The sequence below is a fragment of the Natronotalea proteinilytica genome (genome assembly GCF_055379935.1).
The window spans coordinates 1,052,949-1,067,266 of the sequence record NZ_AP043947.1 but is presented as its reverse complement, the minus strand read 5'-3'; the positions used below and the strand labels follow the sequence as shown (position 1 = coordinate 1,067,266).

General features: G+C 58.6%; 12 protein-coding genes. 5 read left to right on the top strand and 7 right to left on the bottom strand.

Going from position 1 to position 14,318, the window contains the following annotated elements:
- Nucleotides 1-106: 106 nt before the first annotated feature.
- Nucleotides 107-451, bottom strand: coding sequence for a ferredoxin FdxA (gene fdxA, locus ACZ5AL_RS04445; RefSeq protein ID WP_464512445.1), 345 nt, complete (start codon nucleotides 449-451; stop codon nucleotides 107-109).
- A 139-nt stretch (nucleotides 452-590) separates the two neighbouring features.
- Between fdxA and ACZ5AL_RS04440 the strand changes: the two genes are divergently transcribed.
- Nucleotides 591-989: a methylglyoxal synthase gene (locus ACZ5AL_RS04440; RefSeq protein ID WP_464512443.1), complete on the top strand. Its 399-nt coding sequence runs from the start codon at nucleotides 591-593 to the stop codon at nucleotides 987-989.
- A complete protein-coding gene (gene mltA, locus ACZ5AL_RS04435) occupies nucleotides 986-2,209 on the top strand; it encodes a murein transglycosylase A (protein WP_464512442.1) in 1,224 nt (407 codons plus the stop codon). Before ACZ5AL_RS04440 ends, mltA begins: the two co-directional genes overlap by 4 nt.
- Here mltA and ACZ5AL_RS04430 read toward each other — a convergent pair.
- Complete coding sequence (locus ACZ5AL_RS04430; RefSeq protein ID WP_464512441.1) at nucleotides 2,206-3,516, bottom strand: glycerate kinase type-2 family protein; 1,311 nt, start codon at nucleotides 3,514-3,516, stop codon at nucleotides 2,206-2,208. The two genes, mltA and ACZ5AL_RS04430, sit on opposite strands and share 4 nt — an antisense overlap.
- A 1,186-nt stretch (nucleotides 3,517-4,702) precedes the next feature.
- On the opposite strand from ACZ5AL_RS04430, the gene thiE reads away from it, so the two are divergent.
- Nucleotides 4,703-5,341, top strand: coding sequence for a thiamine phosphate synthase (gene thiE, locus ACZ5AL_RS04425; protein WP_464512439.1), 639 nt, complete (start codon nucleotides 4,703-4,705; stop codon nucleotides 5,339-5,341).
- Nucleotides 5,342-5,451: 110 nt separating this feature from the next.
- Here thiE and ACZ5AL_RS04420 read toward each other — a convergent pair whose 3' ends face one another.
- The 5 genes from ACZ5AL_RS04420 to ACZ5AL_RS04400 form a co-directional block, all read right to left on the bottom strand.
- A complete protein-coding gene (locus ACZ5AL_RS04420; RefSeq protein WP_464512438.1) occupies nucleotides 5,452-6,756 on the bottom strand; it encodes an adenylosuccinate synthase in 1,305 nt (434 codons plus the stop codon).
- Between the two features lie 211 nt (nucleotides 6,757-6,967).
- Nucleotides 6,968-7,900 (bottom strand): protein translocase subunit SecF, encoded by a 933-nt coding sequence (secF, locus tag ACZ5AL_RS04415; RefSeq protein ID WP_464512437.1) that lies wholly within the window; start codon nucleotides 7,898-7,900, stop codon nucleotides 6,968-6,970.
- A 60-nt stretch (nucleotides 7,901-7,960) separates the two neighbouring features.
- The gene (gene secD, locus ACZ5AL_RS04410; protein WP_464512435.1) at nucleotides 7,961-9,946 is read right to left on the bottom strand and encodes a protein translocase subunit SecD; all 1,986 of its coding nucleotides are present in this window, start codon (nucleotides 9,944-9,946) and stop codon (nucleotides 7,961-7,963) included.
- A 221-nt stretch (nucleotides 9,947-10,167) separates the two neighbouring features.
- A complete protein-coding gene (locus ACZ5AL_RS04405) occupies nucleotides 10,168-10,719 on the bottom strand; it encodes a hypothetical protein (RefSeq protein ID WP_464512434.1) in 552 nt (183 codons plus the stop codon).
- A 129-nt stretch (nucleotides 10,720-10,848) separates the two neighbouring features.
- Entirely contained in the window at nucleotides 10,849-11,448 is a 600-nt protein-coding gene (locus tag ACZ5AL_RS04400; RefSeq protein ID WP_464512432.1) for a hypothetical protein, read from the bottom strand.
- Nucleotides 11,449-11,723: 275 nt separating this feature from the next.
- Between ACZ5AL_RS04400 and ACZ5AL_RS04395 the strand changes: the two genes are divergently transcribed.
- Complete coding sequence (locus ACZ5AL_RS04395) at nucleotides 11,724-12,641, top strand: ATPase (RefSeq protein ID WP_464512431.1); 918 nt, start codon at nucleotides 11,724-11,726, stop codon at nucleotides 12,639-12,641.
- A gap of 54 nt (nucleotides 12,642-12,695) precedes the next feature.
- Nucleotides 12,696-13,865 carry a vWA domain-containing protein gene (locus ACZ5AL_RS04390; protein ID WP_464512429.1) on the top strand — a complete coding sequence of 390 codons (1,170 nt, stop codon included), beginning with the start codon at nucleotides 12,696-12,698 and terminating at the stop codon, nucleotides 13,863-13,865.
- Nucleotides 13,866-14,318: the final 453 nt, after the last annotated feature.

Below are 14,318 nucleotides of genomic sequence, written 5' to 3'. Positions count from 1 at the left end.
TCCTCCCTGCAGTCGGGGCGCTTCGCTGCGCTCGCAATGACAAGATTGTGGGTTATTCTCGGTGCGTTAGGGGACCGTTACCCGAAGATTGACCTGTGACAGAGTACTACACATCCCACGTTAAAATATCCTCTTCCGACTTCTCTTTCGTTTCCCACTCCTCCGCATCTTCCGGTGGCGTCTTCTTCTCGGTGATGTTGTATCCCATCTCCCGCCACTGATTGGCCAGATACTCATTCCACTGTAGATAGTGCGCCCACTCTTCGGGCACCTCGTCATCAGGATAAATCGCTTCAGTAGGACAGACCGGCACACACGCATTGCAGTCAATACACTCTTCCGGTTGAATCGCGAGAAAGTTGGGCCCTTCGTAAAAACAATCCACCGGGCACACTTCGACGCAATCGGTGTACTTGCAATTGATGCAGGGTTCGGTAACGACGTATGGCATGGAGAAACGGACGCGATAAGCAAAGCTGATTCGGATCCGTCTTAATCCGTACCATTTGGACAGTTCCACCCCTGCGCTCCCGTTGCTATTCCATTACGTATCGGGATCTCTATCGAATGTCCTGTTGACTTTCTGACTTATGGCTACCTCCTCTCGCACCCTCGCGCTAATCGCCCACGACGGCAAAAAGGCGGACCTAATTTCGTTCGCGCATCGCCATGTAGATCGGCTGCGCAACTTCTCGCTCATCGCAACGGGCACCACCGGCGGCATGCTCGCCAGTGAGTTGGATCTGGAGGTGACCCGCAAAGAGTCGGGTCCTATGGGGGGCGATGTGCAAATTGCTTCAGGCGTCGTGGAGGGGACCGTGGATGCGGTCATCTTCTTCCTCGATCCGCAAGGAAAACATCCTCACGAACCCGATATCCAGACCTTGCAACGGGCCTGCGTGGTACACGACATTCCCCTGGCCACTAACGAACCCACGGCCCGCCTGCTCATGACCCCCGAATTTATAACCCCCTCCACCTCTGAATGAGTCCTCAACACCCCGTTCCTGCGCACCTACTCCTCCCCTTCCTAGTTGTCACCCTGCTGGTAGCAGGATGCGAAACCGAGTCCCCATTTGAGCCGCCCGAACCGCCCGAATTCGCAGCCCATGCCGTGCCGTACCACAGTCTGCCAGGGTGGGCGGATGCACAGGCTATAGATGCCATCGACGCGCTGCAGGCATCCTGTGATGTCTGGGCCAACCACAACGCCGATGCTCCCATGCACGACACATGGCCCTGGTACGGCACCGTGGGCGACTGGCAGCACGCGTGTACCCGTCTCGCAGACGTGGATACGCCCGAAGATGTAGCGCGGCGTCTGCGCGTCCTCTTCCAGCCGATGCACCTTACCGCCCGCGACTCAGCTGATACCGCGCTGCTCACAGGGTACTACGAACCGCTTTTGCACGGCGCTCGTCAGCCAACGGAACGCTATGATGTTCCCCTGCGTCGCCTGCCGCCTGACCTGATTGAAGCCAATCTGGGTGACTTTCGCACCGATGCCGAGGGCACACTCATCGGACGCCTTGACGGCAACCGCCTGGTGCCGTATCCCGACCGTCAATCCATCAACGAAGGGGCCATTGATCACCACAACCTTGCGTTTCTGTGGGTAGACGATCGCATCGACAAGTTCTTCTTACAGATCCAGGGCTCTGGGCGCGTTGAACTGGCCGATGAATCGCTCACCCGCGTGGGCTATGCTGGACAAAACGGACGGGCGTACCGGGCAGTGGGGCGCGATCTGATCGAGGCCGACGAGGTACCTGCCGAAGACATGTCGATGCAACGCATCCGCACGTGGATGGAAGCAGACGATCACCGCGCCGATACGCTGATGCACCGTAACCCGTCGTACATCTTCTTCCAGGAGCGCACCGACCTGGATCCCGAAGAGGGGCCGATCGGGTCGCAGGGCCTTCCGCTGACTGCCGAGCGCTCCCTCGCAGTGGATCCCGAGTACGTGCCGCTAGGCACCCCGGTATGGCTCAACGGTACTGCCCCTCCTGTTGCGCTCGAAGATACGCAGGCCGTTTCATTCCAACAGTTGATGGTCGCCCAAGACACTGGGGGCGCCATCAAAGGCCCGTTACGCGGCGATGTCTACTGGGGCAGCAGCGAGGAGGCCGAGTCACGCGCCGGACGCATGCAGCACCCAGCGAGTTGGTACGTGCTGGTTCCCCGTGCTGTGTTTATGCGAAGCTAACGGCTTGGCGCTACCACGCCAATGTGCACATCCATCACGTTCGTTTGCGTGGGCCCGGGTCGATAAAGGCCGCCTACCTGTTCAAAAAATGCATAGCTGTTGTTATCGGCCAGATACACGTTCGGGGCACACCCGTGCTTCTTGGCCTGACGCTGCGTGCGCGGTGTGACCCACGCTCCTGCCGCATCGGTCGGCCCGTCGATGCCGTCAGTGCCTGCACACAAGAGCACCGCCGGACGCTGCATGGCGGCCAGTGCATGTACCGCCCCCAGGGCCGCCTCCTGGCTGCGTCCCCCGGTACCGCTGCCGGTGACGCGCACCGTGGGCTCGCCGCCCCACACGATGGCTGTATGGGGCGGAGCATCACGCAGAGCGATTGCATGTGCACGTCCCTCCTCACGAGCTGTCCCCGTCATGAAAGCATCGGGACACCGCACCGTGTATCCGCGGGCTTCGAGGTCCTGCGCCGCCGCCCTGCGCGCTGTTTTGTTCGTTGCGATAACGGCTGTGCGCGCACGGCTCATCCGCACATCGTGGGCCGTCGGGGTCTCTGGATGGTGGCCTTCGATGCCTGATTGCAGATGCTGTTGAACCGAAGGAGGCACCTCATCCCACACGTCGGCCTGGTGCAAGACGGATTGAGCCTGCTCGTACGTGGTCGGATCGCCCACGGTGAGCCCACTGGCTATGGTGGCTAAATCGTTGCCGGGCACATCCGAAATCGCATACGCCTCCACCTGAGCCGGATACGCCGCCGCAGCCAGACGCCCACCTCCAACCTGTAACACATGCTTGCGCACCGCATTGATGGCATCGATAGGCAGCCCCGCACGCAGCAGCACTTTGTTGAGCCGTTGCACCGCCGCCATCGAAACGCCCACCGGAGGCAGTGCCGTGCAGGCCGATCCGCCGCCTGAGAGTCCAATCAAAAACAAATCGTTCGGCCCACACGCCCGCGCCATATCCAAAAGATAGGCTCCGGCGATAGCACTTTTCTCGGTGGGATGCGGATGTCCAGCCTGAATGTGGTGCCACGTGGCGGGCAACGGCGTGCCGTCTGGCTCCCCATAGCCTTGAGGCTGCACCATGCATCCGACATCGATGGCATCGCCCAGTGTATCGCTCCACCAACGGGCCCACGACGCAGCGGCTTTGCCAATGGTCGCAACGTAGACGCGACAGGCGCGCTTCACACGTCGCTTGAGCACCGCCATGGGTCCCGCCTGCTCCATGCATCGCGCCGGACGCACTGCGCGCACACCCGCCTGAAATGCCGCCTGGGCATCGGCAACAAGAGACTCTGTCATGGTGTCCATTGTGATAGGAGAGTGCGCTGTGATTGGTGGGCCCTTTGGGGGGATGTGATGAGCGTATCGCTTCGCCCCTATACAGATCCGGCTCTAGTCTGTCACACCTGAATGTTATGGTCCAACATTGTCATCGCGAGGAGGGAGCCCTGCGACTGACGCGGCGCTGTGAGCGCTAGCGAACGAGTACTCCTGGGGTACGATCTCATGCTGTTGATTGCTCATGCTGTTGATTGCTCATGCTGTTGATTGCTCATGCTGTTGCTTGGGCGGCTGCATCCGGTCTGATGGCATGAGATTGCGTCGCTGCGCTCGCAATGACAAGGATGTGCGTTTTTCTCGGTACGTTAGGTGGCCATGTGTTACCCAAAGATTGACCTGTGACACAGCAGTAAGTGACCTCAACAATGGTTTTGGGGATTGCCGGTTGGTTTCCCCTCCATCCTACCCTTCCTCCCCGAGGAGGAAGGAACTGTGGAAGGGATCCCTCAGGTCCCCCTCAGAGGAGGGGGATTTAGGGGGAGGGATTCCACAAAGCCACGTAGATCAATCACTTATGTGAAGCGTGACGCCGTACGAACGAGAGCGTGTATTAAGAATGTTCGGACGTACATGATGCCGCTTTGAAACGCACAAAACCCCAACTTCGTGCCTGACTTTACTTAAGTGAAGTCACGTGTCAATATTGGAGTTCAAGAGGGAGTGACAGCCTGCCCGATGATAATAACAAAACATCTGTCCTCTCGTGGCGATGCACAACAGGCATGACCTTACGGCCCCTCTGCGTCGCCACGCTTGCCGGGACTCGCTCCAGCATCCCTAATCCACCACCTGGTTTCTTTACCTTGGGGGGGTACGTTGGACGCAGAGCGTCCATTCGTCCGTCGCGATGCAGAGCATCGCGACGAGGACGCAAGTGGGAGTTCGCCTCCGGTTGCGTTGTGTATACACCATAGCTCCTCTGAGGGGGACGTGATGAACGCCTTCCACGGTTCCTTCCTCCTCGGGGAGGAAGGGTAGGATGGAGGGGAAACCAACCGGCAATCCCCAAAACCATTGTTGAGCTCACTTACGCACCCGTTGCGACGAGGCAATGACAAAAGGTTGGATGGGTACAGTGGAACCCTGCAAAACGGGATTCGTGGATGGGGCTGAACCGCCATTTTTTGCACACGCATTTGCCACCATGTCCGATCTCGCTTCACTGGGCCGTCTGCATGTCATCACCGACTTTTTTCAGCAGCAGCGCTACGACCACGCCGCGCTGGCCCACCATGCCATTGCCGGAGGGGCCGACACCCTACAGTTCCGCCAGAAGCATGGATCGATTCGCAACCAGTTGCTGGCGGCCCAGGAAACAGCACAGGTGTGTGCCGACGCCCAGGTGCCGCTCATTGTAAACGACCGGCTGGATGTGGCGCTTGGCGTCAACGCAGACGGCGTGCACGTGGGGCAGGATGATCTTCCGGTGCCCATCGCGCGATCGGTGCTTGGCGAGGATCTCATCCTGGGGGCTTCGGCGTCTACCGTCGAACAGGCCCGGGAGGCGGAAGCACAGGGAGCATCGTATATCGGGTTTGGACCGATCTACCCGACGACCTCGAAAGCAAACGCCGGAGCCACACAGGGACTCCGGCGTCTATCCGCGTGTTGCGAGGCGGTGTCGTGCCCGGTCATTGCTATTGGCGGGATCACGTACGACCGCGTGCGCGCTGTGATCGGCGCAGGAGCGCATGGTGTGGCCGTTATTTCGGCGGTGGCACTGGCCGAGGATCCAACCCGCGCCGCCGCTCGCTTCCGCCATGCCATCGATGCTGCGGTGTAGGCGGATTCGAGGACGCAGCGGTGATTTTTCGATGTGCTGATCCCCTCGACGCAGCAGCGCTGCGTCGCTACAGAACGTACTCCCTACCGTGGCGGTACCTCGCCACGTCGCTATGCCGGCGCGTGCTGCACATCGGTGATAATCTGGTCGCGACGCGGACCAATCGAAATCGATCCGATGCGGGCGTCGCTGTGCGCCTCTACAAATTGCAGATAATCTTGCGCGGTAGCGGGCAGCTCGTTCCACGAACGCACGCCCGTGATGTCTTCATCCCACCCCGGCAGCGTTTCATAGACGGGCGTAATGCGCTCCAGCGTGTGGGCTTCGCTCGGAAAGCGTTGCGTCTCCTTGCCATCGTACTGATACGCCACGCACACCTTGATTTCGTCGAGCCCCGAGAGTACATCCAGTTTGGTGATGACCAACTCGGTAAATCCGTTGATCATAGTGGCATAGCGCAGCGCCACCAGGTCGAGCCAACCGCAGCGACGCGGACGCCCCGTGGTTGCCCCAAACTCGGCGCCTACTTTGCGCAGGTGTTCGCCCATTTCGTTATCGAGTTCGGTGGGAAAGGGACCATTGCCTACGCGCGTGGCATAGGCCTTGGCAATCCCGATGATGCGGTTGACGTGCACCGGAGAAACGCCCAATCCGGTTGAGGCGCCTCCAGCGGTCGGGTGGCTCGACGTAACGTACGGATAGCTTCCAAAGTCGATGTCAAGCAGCGACCCTTGCGCGCCCTCGGCCAGCACGTGTTTATCCTGCTTAAGGGCGCGTCCCAATCGTTGCGCCGTGTCGGTCACATACGGATCCAACTGCTGATCCAAGGCCACGTACTCATCAACAATGGCATCGACATCCAACTGGTTGGCCCCGTATACGCGCTCAAGCATCGTGTTCTTGGCTTCGATAGCCCGCGTAAGCTTGGTGCGCAACACATCGCGATCGAGCATATCCACCACGCGGATCCCCGTGCGCGCGAACTTATCGGTATACGCCGGTCCGATGCCACGCCCCGTGGTTCCAATGGCGTCGTTATCGTCATCGGTCTTGCGGCCTTTCTCTTGAGCAGCTTCTATGGCCTTATGATACGGCATGATGACATGGGCATTATGGGAGATGTGCAGCCGCCCCTCAACCGGATAGCCAAGGTCCTTGATTTGCTCAATTTCATCGAGCACGGCCTTCGGGTCAATGACCACCCCGTTGCCAATGACGCACTCCACGCCCTCGTGAAAGATGCCGCTGGGAATGAGATGGAGCACAAACTCCTCATCGTCCCAACAGATGGTATGTCCGGCGTTGGCTCCGCCCTGATAGCGCGCTACGATGTCAATGTCTTCGCTGAGCAGGTCAACGATTTTGCCTTTGCCTTCGTCGCCCCACTGGCTTCCGATTACGATAGAAACTGGCATGAATGTGTAGATCGAGCAGCTGAAAGAAAAATGCGGATGCGGCTGAATCGTATGTGCCAACGTGGTAGTCACACAGCAGCCACACAAAAGCCGGAGGCCGGTGTGCATCCTTTCGGATGCGACCCACGCGACCCCCGGCTTCGTAACGCAGGGTACGATGTACGGTTCAGATGACGCCACGCGTAGCCCTGCTCACGCGTGAGCGGCTATGTTACATTGCTGCAGCACCGGCTTTCTGGTCTTTCCCTTCGGCACGCAAGCGCAGCTCCACCACGATGGGCGAGGCCACGAACACCGATGAGTAGGTTCCAATGATAACGCCCAGTACAAGGGCAAAGGAGAACCCGCGCAGCACATCACCACCGAAGAACAGCAAGATGGACGTTACAATGAGCGTCGTAATCGACGTGACCACTGTACGACTTAACGTGCTGTTAATGGAGCGATTAACGACATCCATGTACTTATCGGTCTTGAACAGATTCACGTACTCGCGGGTGCGATCGAACACCACCACTGTATCGTTAAGCGAGTACCCAACAATGGTCAGGAACGCGGCGATGATGGCCTGATCGACCTGAAGCGAGAACGGAAGCACGTCTTGAAATAACGAGAAGATGCCTAACACGATGATCACATCGTGCATCACTGCGCCTAATGCCCCGAGTCCATACCGCCACTCAAAGCGCAGCATAATGTACACGAAGATGACGAAGAGGGCACCTAAGACCGAATAGATGGCCCCGCGCTGCAAGTCGGCAGCAAAGCGCGGCCCCACCACGTTAGTTTGCACAATTTCAGGATTTGCCTCTGCAAAATCAGCAGCAAAGGCGCCCATCACCATCTCACGCAGGTCTTCGATGTCTTCCTCGGCCGCCGTGCGAATGAGCAGGCCGGTGGTTCCGAAGCTTTTCACTTCTGGCTCCGAGGCAAGCGCCTCAGCCATTGAAGCGCGTACATCGAGCGCATCCAGCTCACCCACATTTTCGACGACAAACTCGGTGCCGCCCAAAAAGTCAATGCCCTGCTCCAGACCGCGCGTGAAGAAGGAGAGGATGCTCAGCAGAATGAGCGTCCCCGAAATGATGTACCCGATCTTTCGATTCGGGATAAACGAGAAGTTAGGGTTTTCAAGTAAACGCATAGAAGAATAAGATTATATCGTGGAACGAACCAACTAACTACAGAAGGATGGAGCACGGCATCAGCCGTACGAGACGCGCATTTTGCGCTCGTCAACCATGTAGTCAAAGATGATTCGCGTAACGATAATCGCGGTAAAGAGCGAGGCCAAGATACCGGCCATCAGCGTAACGGCAAAGCCCTGAATGGGGCCCACACCAAACGAGTACAGAATAACGCCCACAAAGAACGTCGTGATGTTGGCGTCAAGGATGGCGCTTAGCGCGCGATCATAGCCCGCATCGATAGAAGCTTTGAGCGTCTTTCCGGTGTTTTGCTCCTCTCGAATACGGTCAAAGATCAGGACGTTCGCGTCCACCGCCATACCGATAGTCAGTACAATACCTGCGATTCCCGGTAAAGTGAGGGTCGCATTGAATCCGGCCAGGATGCCCAAGATCATAATGATGTTGAGCAGTAGCGCAATGTCGGCGACGACGCCAGCGGTGCGGTAGTACATGATCATAAACAGCGCCACTAAGAGCAGACCGCTAATCACGGAGACAAATCCGGCGCGGATTGATGCCTCTCCAAGGCTTGGTCCGACTGTTCGCTCCTCTACGATGTCAAGCGGAGCGGGTAAAGCTCCGGACTGCAGAATCGTGACGATGTCTTGCGCTTCGGCTCGTGAGTCAAGGCCCGATATTTCGGAGCGTCCGCCCAGAATGCGTTCATTCACACGAGGATACGAGTAGATGACGCCATCCAAAGCAATGGCAAAGGGTTCACCTACATTTGCTCCGGTAAGTCGCGCCCAGGTGCGTGCGCCGTCCGAGTCCATCACCATGAGCACCTTCGGCTCGTTGGTCATTTGATCGAACTCGACTGAGGCGTCGGTAATTGCATCGCCCGAAAGCTCCACCTGGCGATTTACGGCGATGAGCTCAAACACGCCAACGCCATCTTGCCGCTGTCCAATGGGATTGGCGGAGTACATCAACTCAATATCGGCTGGCAGCAAGCGAGCCACCTCTTCGCGATTGAGCAACTCCATGGCACGCGCGGTGTCGGGCAGTGCCACGTGTGCAAGCACAGGCGCTTGCCCCTGGTAGGGAAGCGGCTGCAGGATCTCCAGAATCTGATTCTGGCCGCTTGGCGTGTCTCTGTCATCTGCAAGCGGGTCGTCTTGTGTAAGCGGATCAGCTTCATCGTCCATGGGGTCGGCCCCCTCAGGATCGGCCGCTGCATCGTCGTCATCAGGCACCGGCTGTTCGGCGAGCGGATCCTCTTGCAGGTCCTCGACATCCGGCGCTTCGTCCTCTTCAAGCTCGTCCACCTCTACATCAGCCGCCTCGGCCTCGTAGAAGTCGATGATATCTTGCATGGCTGCAGTAAGGCGGTCGGGGTTCGGCATCAGGCGGAACTCCAGCCGGGCGGTACCGCGCAGCAGGTCACGGATCCGCTCGGGATCGTCTACCCCGGGCAGCTCCACCACAATGCGGCGGCTCCCCTGACGCTGAATGGATGGCTCGGCTACACCGTAGCGGTCCACACGATTACGCACGATCTCCATCGCGCGCTCAACAGCTTCATCGGCTTGATCTTCGAGGTAAGACTGGATCTCCGAATTCTCCGAGCGACGGTCAATTCCGGCCTGTTCGTTACGGAAGTAGCGTGACAGGCGTATATTGGGATCGCGCTCTTCAAACTCTTCGACAAACACCGCGATGACCGAGCGATCTTCCTCAAGGGCGCGCTGTGCAGATGCTTGCAAAACCTCTTGAAACATCTCATCCTGATTGATAGCCAGCTGCCCGAGTAGGTCAGCCACGCGCACTTCGAGCGTCACGTGCATGCCACCAAGCAGGTCTAGCCCCAGGCTTAAGGCGCCTTGACGGATTTCCTGAATTTGGGCGAAGTTTTCCTCTTCATACTGAATGCGCTCCTCTTCTTCCATCCCGCTCAGCCGCTGATCTAGCATGAGGCTTTGAGCGGTGGGCCACAGGTAGTAGCCACATAACCCAACGAAGAAGATGGTTAGCGCAATTTTGAGTCCATTATCTTTCATAGCGTACCAAAAAACGAAATATACAACGGGGTGCAGTGCAAGCCCGACGCAGAGTCACACGTCCGCCCTTCCAACGGGACATTCGTCATGCGGAAGCGGACACGAACGACAGGCTGTGCTGTGGGCCAACGACCGCACAGCACGCCGGCGTATCTGGCCTTCCCCTCATACTCATGAGCCGGGGAGATACGACCAGGGGGCCGGATTTGACAAAGAAAGGACTACGGCGCACGCGGATGGGCGGCCACAAGTCGCCGGAGGAGCCAGCGTGGAGTCGGTTCGTCTAGACCATGGTCGGCTCCGATTAGCACAGACTGTGCACGCAACGCCTGCAGGGAGGCGAACGGCGCGTCGGGGATATCAGCGCGTGTGGTGGAAAGCACCGACACCGCCGCTGCACTCACGCGTGAGAGGAGCGTAGATCGATCCCAGTGCGAAGCCGGGCCATGTAACCAACGGGTAAGGACCGTTATATCGGCGTCGCTGGTCCATCCAAAGAGATCTGCAGCCGTATGGCCATCGGGCGACTCGGCCTCGTAGGCTGCGAGCACCGCTTTCGTAAAGGCTTGCGAAGTGGATGGCGCTTCTTCCATCACCGTATCGACCGCGCGCTCAAACGCTTCGCGGTCGGCTTCAGAAGGCCACGACGCAACCTGTCCCTGCAACCAGGCCGCCCGTGCATCGGGCGAAGACGCTTGGAGGCTCTCCAACCACGCATTCCCCACCCAGGGCAAAAGCCCCATGGTTAACACGGCGACAATAAGACACCGCATGGTATGGGAACGAAAGCGATGCATGGAGCGCTCAGAGACAGAGTGTTACGATGGATATACGACATTCTCAAAATACAGTGCACCGTTGTATTGTTCCGCTGTATGCGCTTTGCCCTGCGGTGCTCCCTGCTAAAGCCATTGGGTACCGCAGCGTCCTCTTGTTCGGAGTGCGGCCCGGCTTTCAGGGACGAAACTGATACACCCTCCGATGTCCACGAATGAGTCCGATGATGCCGCCAAGGGGAAGCCAACGACGCCTCCGGTGAGGCCTCCAAACACGGTTTGTGCTTCTGAACCAAAGAAATCCCCCTCGCTGGCTGCGATGCGTCCGCCAATGGCCTCCACCACAATGCCGCCTACCAGTCCAAGCCCGAGCCCTTCCAACGTACCGCGCCCACGCCGCGTGACCGTAACCGTCTCCACGTCGCGCACAGAAACGGCACGCCGCTGCTGATCCTCGCCCGCGATGAACGACAGGCTATCGCTTGTTAACCGAAGCCCCCGGGCCGACTCCACAAAACGCCCATCCTGCAAACTGATGCGTGCCGTTCGATCTGCCAGGTCATCCTGCACATCGCGCACCGACTGCCCGTTTGCAGGCATACCGTTTGTCTGGCCGTCTGCCTGGTCCTGGAGGGTAGTGTCGGAGGGCGCTTCACCCCGCATATCCACCTGAATATGCTGTGTGGAGGTACAGCCGACCGCAAGAAGAGCGAATGACAGAAGCATGCACAACCCGAACGCGCGTTTGCAAGCCATAACAAAGGCGGACCGATGAACAAGCTTATGGACCAAGCACATCCTTCTACGGCGCAAACGTTTCATTGCGGCAGAGGTGAGGTGCGTTAGCGATGTGCTGTAGCCTTCCCTGGTACATTCTATGATCGCGATTCTATGACCGCCCCTCAATAATCCGAATAGTACCTACGGACACTCAATGTCCGCCTCGTTTTCAGAGGCAGTGTACGCATTGCACTTTTCCGGTCCCAACCCGCAACCTATCCATGACCCCTAACGTGCTGACGACCTATCTACGAACGCTCATCCAGAACGACTTGCGCCTGAGCCAGCTTGCGCCATCGGATCTGCGCGGACTGCCGGTGCCTCAGCCCGACGAGGAGATCGCCATGTGGTATCCGCCCGAGTTTCTTCCACGATCGGGGCGCGGTATCCTCTTTCTGGATGAACTCAACATGGCCGCTCCCGCCGTACAGGGCATTGCCCAGCAGCTCATCCTGGATCGCAAGGTCGGCACCTACACGGTGCCCGAGGGGTGGTTTATCTGGTCCGCCGGTAACCGCAAAGAAGATCGGGCCGCGGTCTACGAAATGCCGGCTCCGCTGGCCAACCGGTTCGTGCACCTGACGGTCGATCCCGACTACGACTCGTTTCAAACCTACGCTGTGCAGAACAACCTGCATGAGCAGATTCAGGCGTTTCTGGCGTTTCGTCCGGAGTTGCTGTTCAAAATGAACAAACACGAACCCGCCTGGCCCTCGCCCCGCTCCTGGGAGATGGCGTCGGCCTTGCATACAGCTGGACTCAATATCGCAGCGGCGGTGGGCGATGGGGCCGCTGGCGAGTTCTATGCCTACCTGGATGTGTATGCCGACCTGCCTGATTTGGAGGCAGTGCTTAGTGGCAGCGGAGCCGACATCGCGTTTCCCGAAGAGGCGTCTCGGCGCTACGCGGCTACAATCGGATTGAGCGTACGGGCGGATACCGCAGCAGCAGCCTATCACGCCAGTCGGTGGCTTTTGGCCCATGCCCCTAACGAGTACACCCAGCTGCTCTTTAGCCACACGGTTGAACGCTTGCGCGATACCGGAGAGCTTGGGGCGTTTGTGCGTCGCATCAGCAACGACGAACGCTTTGATCCCTTCCTTGGTCAGATGGAAGCGGTCGCCATGGCTTGTGTCTAATGGTAGGCCCTGTGCAGCACACATCGGCTCTTCGATATAACTTCCCTCTGCGCTATGTCTACACGTTCCGCTTCTCTTGAAGAGCGCATCAGCAATGCCCGCATTGTCATCCGGAGCCGGTCGCCGTTTTTTGGTACGCTACTACTCGAAGCCCCCATCCGTTGGGATCCGGACATCCCCCTTGCTGCCACCGATGGCACGGCTCTCCTGTTCAATCCCGACACGGTGGCAACGCTTTCTCAAGAGGCGCTCATGGGGCTGCTCGTTCACGAGGTGCTGCATCTGGCGCTGTGCCACCTGCCCCGACGCGAGAAACGCGACCGCCTGCTGTGGAATATCGCTGCCGATATGGTGGTGAACGATATCGTGGAAAAACAGGGCTTTGTTTTGCCTGAAGGAAGGGTGTATCTCCCCGAAGACCGTCCTGCGTGGACATCGTTCAGCGTAGAAGAGATCTACGCATGCCTCCAGCGCGAAGCCGATGCAGCATCTTTGAGTTCCCTGCCATCGCTTCCGGAGCAATGGCACGACCTGGACGCAGACGCCTCGTTCACATCCTCCAATGCCCAGTCTGTGCAAAGCCACTGGCGTCAGGTCGTGCGCCGGGCTGCCGAAATGCAGCGCATGAAAACGCACGGAGATCTACCTGCTGGATTGCAGCGCTGCGTGGAGGCGGCCACCGAGCCATACGTCAGTTGGCGCGATGTGCTGTGGCGGTTTCTGGTGCGTACCCCCGTGGACTTCGAGCACTTCGACCGGCGTCAGATCCACCGGGGGCTTTACCTCAAGACCCTCACCGGACAGTCTCTTCAGATTTACGTAGGCGTGGACACAAGCGCGTCCATTCCGGATAAAGACCTGGCACAGTTTATGGGCGAGGTGCAGCACATTCTACAAAGCTACCCGCACATTCAAGGGCAATTGTTTTATATGGATGTGCAAGCCTACGGTCCCTACGAACTGTCGTCGCAAACCAGTCTGGCGGATCTGCCACCGCCTCACGGTGGGGGTGGTACTTCGTTTGTGCCGCTGTTTGACGCCATAGAAGCTGAGGAAGACATGATGGCCCGTTCGCCGGTGCTGGTCTGCTTCACCGACGGATACGGCACGTTTCCCGACGACCCGCCGCCCTATCCGGTGCTCTGGGTTCACCCGCCCGGACAGCGCGCCGCCGCCGACTTTCCGTTTGACGACACCATTCCCTTCATCAACACAGCTACCTGATCCCCCCACAGACTTGTATCCTCACTTGCTCAGCGAATAGTGCATTCCACCGACACACCTCAAGGTGCACTTGTGCCTCTTGCGATTGACAGGCTCGTGAAGTGATCGACAACCACGGCAAGGTTTTGCAGATTGAGACAGAGCCAGTTGGCAGTCTGGGCGGCGCTGAGTCAGCGTCTGATCATAGTGGGGAAAAGGTTTGAGGGATACGCAACCGTTTGCTTCGTGCTGCACCCTCTCATCCATGCACGCCCTATCGCATCCCCAAGCTCCTGCAGCCCGCGCAAAAGGAGCGATCTGGTATCGGCAGTCCCTCGCATACGTGAGCAGTCGCCAGCGTTGCCCGTCCTTAGCATCAGCATGGGTACCCGCGCCTGAAGGGCGACCTTGTGGTGAACGAGGCCTTTGTGAAAGCAGTGCCTTCCTCTCCGAAGAAGCGAAAAACAGGCCACC